Source organism: Phenylobacterium sp. (assembly GCF_031412415.1).
In the GTDB taxonomy this organism is placed as follows: domain Bacteria; phylum Pseudomonadota; class Alphaproteobacteria; order Caulobacterales; family Caulobacteraceae; genus Phenylobacterium.
The window spans coordinates 1-2,635 of record NZ_JANOCX010000036.1; the positions used below are offsets into that span (position 1 = coordinate 1).

The 2,635-nt window shown below is 67.6% G+C and carries 2 protein-coding genes and 1 pseudogene; 1 reads left to right on the forward strand and 2 read right to left on the reverse strand.

Translation table 11 applies throughout. From position 1 onward, the window contains the following. Both RMO04_RS01755 and RMO04_RS01760 read right to left on the reverse strand, forming a co-directional pair. A pseudogene (locus RMO04_RS01755) lies at positions 1 to 581 on the reverse strand (NAD-glutamate dehydrogenase domain-containing protein); the annotation flags it as partial. Between the two features lie 190 nt (positions 582 to 771). Next, positions 772 to 1,908 (reverse strand): AI-2E family transporter, encoded by a 1,137-nt coding sequence (locus RMO04_RS01760; RefSeq protein WP_309643077.1) that lies wholly within the window; start codon positions 1,906 to 1,908, stop codon positions 772 to 774. Between the two features lie 250 nt (positions 1,909 to 2,158). On the opposite strand from RMO04_RS01760, the gene RMO04_RS01765 reads away from it, so the two are divergent. Beyond that, positions 2,159 to 2,635: helicase HerA-like domain-containing protein (locus tag RMO04_RS01765; RefSeq protein WP_309643078.1), on the forward strand; the 477-nt coding region annotated here is incomplete at its 3' end.

Genomic DNA, 2,635 nt, shown 5'->3' on the forward strand with positions numbered 1-2,635 from the left:
GGGGAGGCCTTCAGCTCCTCGATCGTGCGGGCCATCAGGTCCAGCATGGCGGGGAAATCGTCGACGGCGGCGCGCACATCGTCCAGCGTCGCCTTCAGGCCCGCGATCAGGGCGACTTCGCGGTCGGCGCCGACCTTCTCCAGGATCACCTGGATCATCGACTCGCGTTGGGGCGGACCCCCCTCCAGGCGTGCGCCCTTGCGGTCGCGGGCGACGGCGACGATGGGGTGGAACATGGCCCTGACCGAGAGGCCCTGATCGGCGATCTCGCCCATCACGCTGTCGACCAGGAAGGGGGCGTCGGCCTGCAGGATTTCCAGGCGCTCCAGGTCCGCGACGCCCTCGATGGGCGCCAGCCGGATCACTGGACCCTTGCCCTTGCGGGTCGCGGCGAACGCCCAGAAGTCGGCCAGCAGGCCGGCCAGGGCCTCCGTGGATATCTCGGGCAGTTCGTCGGGCGCGGCGTCCTCCGCCGCCTGGGCGATAAAGTTGTGGGCCGCGTCGCTCTCGTCGCCGACGATCTTGCCGAAGGCCGCGATCAGGGCGCGTTGCGCGGAGCTCTTCCTGGGCGCCTTGCTCATGTCCGGGCTCCGAACACGAGAACGCCGCCGGAGGAGAGAGTCCGGCGGCGCGTTGTTCCGCCCTGGGGGGGGAGGCGGAACGCTCGGGGCTCGCAGCGGCGGGGGCTGGCGCCGGCGTCGCCTGGAGATCGGGGGCTGCCCGAACGAGACAGAGATAGGAAGGAAACGGCCAAGTTGAAGACCCTGGTTTTCAGGTTTCGGGTTCACGCTTGCGTGACGCGGGGGTGCGCTTTTCGGGCGCGGGTTTCTTGTCGGGTGAGCCGGTCGGTTTGTGGTCGCGCAGCTTCTCGGGTTCGCCGTCCGCCGACAGCAGCACGGCCAGCCACCGGGTGCCGTTGAACTGGGCCAGGATCACCATGGCCATGACCGTCAGCGGCGTGGACAGGAACATGCCGGCCATGCCCCACAGCACGCCCCAGAAGGCCAGGCTGAGCAGGACGACGACCGGGTCCATGTTGAGGCTGTCGCCCTGCATGCGCGGCAGGATGATGTTGCCGACCACGAACTGGATGGCCTGCAGCACGCCCAGCAGGATGAGGGCGGGCCAGAAGTCCGGGAACTGGATCAGGGCGAAGATGGGCGGGGCGAGAATGCCCACCGCCCCGCCGATCACCGGGATGTAGGAGGCGATGAAAATCAGGAAGGCCCAGAACACGGCGTTGTCGAGCCCCAGGACCGCCATGGCGATCCAGGAGGCGACAGCGATGATCAGGCCGGTGACGGTCTGGACCCACAGGTATCGCTCCACCCCGTCGCGGATGCGACGGAAAGCGGCCATGGCTTCATTGCGTTCGGCATGGTGGGGGAACAGGCCCACCACCTTGCGCTGGAAGCCCCGCCGCGAGGCGATGATGAAGCCATGATATATCAGGATGAAGAAGGCGTCCGAGGCGAAGCCCTGCAGGCCCTTGGCGATATCGGCCAGATAGGCGCTGGGGTTCAGCCGCACGAACAGCTCATTGACCGTCGGCGGCACGTCGATGCCGAGCAGGCCGGCGACCTGGGCGATCAGGCCGTTGAGGCGCGGGGTATAGGCGACCAACTGGCTAACGAAGCTGGTGGCGTTCTCGGCGATCACGAAGGTGGAGCCGCCGAACAGCAGCACCGACAGAACGATGGCCATGGGCAGGGCGGCCTTGTCCCCGGCCCAGGGCAGGCGAGACCGGATCACCCGGGCGAAGCCGTCGATCATCACCGCCAGGAAGACGGCCAGCGCGAGGGGCGTGAGGATGCCGCGCAGCAGATAGAGGGTCGCCCCGGTGGCGATCACCGCCAGGATGACCAGGGCGGTGCGGGATACGGTCGACGTCGGGACGGGCTCGGGCATGGGTCTCTTGCGGCGCTCTCTGTTCCGCCGCGACTGTCCGCGCCGGCGACGTGCGCGTCAATTTTGGCGATCCCTACCCTGGTTCGAGCGGGAACTGGAGGTGTTTTGCCGCTCCAGCGCTAAAATTAGCGTCAACTTGCTCGGTTTCCGCAGGTGAACGGCAATCACGTTTCATTCTCGCCTTGCCGATGGTGGTCGGCGCGCGGCCCAGATAGCTTGGCCTGAGGTAAGAAGTGTTTGGGAGCACCCGATGTCCGACGGCGTCATGATCGGCTTTTCCGACCATCCGGAGTTGTTGCGGCTGGACCGCGCCAATCGCCACGGCCTGGTGGCCGGCGCCACGGGGACGGGCAAGACCGTCACCCTTCAAATCCTGGCGCAGGGTCTGTCGGACGCCGGCGTGCCGGTCTTCGCCGCCGACGTGAAGGGCGATCTCTGCGGCATCGCCGCGGTGGGTACGCCCAACGAGAAGATGCTGGCCCGCGCCGCGACCATGAACCTGAAGCTCGATCCGGCCGCGGCCCCGGTGGTGTTCTGGGATCTGTTCGGCGAGCAGGGGCATCCGATCCGCGCCACGGTCTCGGAGATGGGGCCGCTGCTGATCTCGCGCATGCTGGAGCTCAACGATGTCCAGGAAGGCGTGCTGACGGTGGTGTTCCGCGCCGCCGACGACGAGGGCCTGCTGCTGCTGGACATGAAGGACCTGCAGGCCGCCCTGACGCATGCC